Here is a 1207-nt window from a genome sequence, read left to right as displayed (position 1 = left end):
CTGGCAGCAATACCCGCAACGCCCGACGCCATTTTCATGGTGCCGCGTTGGTAGTCGTTGGTTAACCCATTTAAGCTATTGCTTACTTTGGCAATAGGCTTTGTTATTTGGTCAATCATGCCAACGGTAAACATTAGCGGTTGCGGTAAACTCATCTACTTGCCCCCAAAGGCCTTGCACACAGCATTAGTGATAATGTTTTCTAGGTTTTCGCGCTGGTTTTTATACAACCAACCAGCCCGGGCTAGGTTATGCTCGTCGTCTTGCTCATATGGCAAAAAATGACGACGTAAAATAAACAGTTGTTCAAGCTGATTCGAGTCGATTGAATCAATCAGCCCTTCTATTTTTTTACAGCAATTTCCAGCACTGGCGAAAACTCAGCTTTAAGCGTTGACGCAATTTGCAGCTCAGAACCTGGTGAGCTTTCAAGTACCTTTTTAAGATCTGCTTTTTGCTTGTCGTCAATGGTGCGCATTACCATGTTGTGTGATGCTGCGGTCATTGAGCCGCCGCGTGCAACGAGGTCTACAAAGTCGCTGTGATCTTGCACTGTCATGTTAAAAGTAAAGTCAGTACCGGCGATGGTTAATATAATTGCTTGTTTCATGGGTTAATCCTTAGATTTGGTTAATAGTCTTTCGAGTGTTTCAAATCCGTTTTGTAATTGGCGCTCCATGCGTTCGGTTAATTTGTCAAAATCGGTTTTAGTGGCATAGGTTTCGGCCACATGGGTTTTATGATCGCTTAGCTCTTTGGCTGTATCTTTATTTGCTCTGCTCAGCGCCACAATAATGGGCACTAATACACTCAAAATTAACGCGGCTGTTGATATGGCAACCATTATCCACTGACTCATTTTGCTACTCCTTTAATTTTTTCGACTGTCCTTAAACTTGCTAGGCCAAGTAATGCTAGGGTTAATTCCATCATTACATCGGTTGGCAGTTCTGGCGTTCCTGCATCTGGCATAATCCATTGCAAAATAGGGTTAATTAAAAACGTGAACAGAAAGCCAAAGCCACATACCCATAGTAAAAATGGGCGAGCACCTGCAACAAAAACAGAACGATGCTGAGCTGCAAAGGTGTTTGCTAAGGCTTGCATTAACATCGGCTTTTGTTTTATTTCAAGTAAGTCATTGCTTAGCTGCTGGCGTTCTTCGTCTGATGTAAATAACGCATCGCCTGCTTTGCCAATGGCTTCT

General features: G+C 43.2%; 3 protein-coding genes. All 3 read right to left on the bottom strand.

Features of this window, described 5'->3' with window-relative positions; all coding sequences use genetic code 11:
• Positions 1-343 precede the first annotated feature (343 nt).
• Entirely contained in the window at positions 344-610 is a 267-nt protein-coding gene (locus tag L654_RS0100045) for a putative phage tail assembly chaperone (protein WP_024606890.1), read from the bottom strand.
• Positions 611-613: 3 nt separating this feature from the next.
• A complete protein-coding gene (locus tag L654_RS0100040) occupies positions 614-859 on the bottom strand; it encodes a hypothetical protein (protein ID WP_024606889.1) in 246 nt (81 codons plus the stop codon).
• A partial coding sequence (locus tag L654_RS0100035; RefSeq protein WP_024606888.1) for a 3TM-type holin occupies positions 856-1207 on the bottom strand: 352 nt, incomplete at its 5' end. The genes L654_RS0100035 and L654_RS0100040, both read right to left, overlap by 4 nt.

The organism is Pseudoalteromonas sp. TAB23 (assembly GCF_000498075.1).
Lineage (GTDB): Bacteria > Pseudomonadota > Gammaproteobacteria > Enterobacterales > Alteromonadaceae > Pseudoalteromonas > Pseudoalteromonas arctica.
This window is presented reverse-complemented; position numbering and strand designations above follow the sequence as displayed.

Bases quoted from the DNA above. Each gene is read 5' to 3' on its own strand.
- L654_RS0100045 (WP_024606890.1), bottom strand. From the start codon at position 610: ATGAAACAAGCAATTATATTAACCATCGCCGGTACTGACTTTACTTTT.
- L654_RS0100040 (WP_024606889.1), bottom strand. From the start codon at position 859: ATGAGTCAGTGGATAATGGTTGCCATATCAACAGCCGCGTTAATTTTG.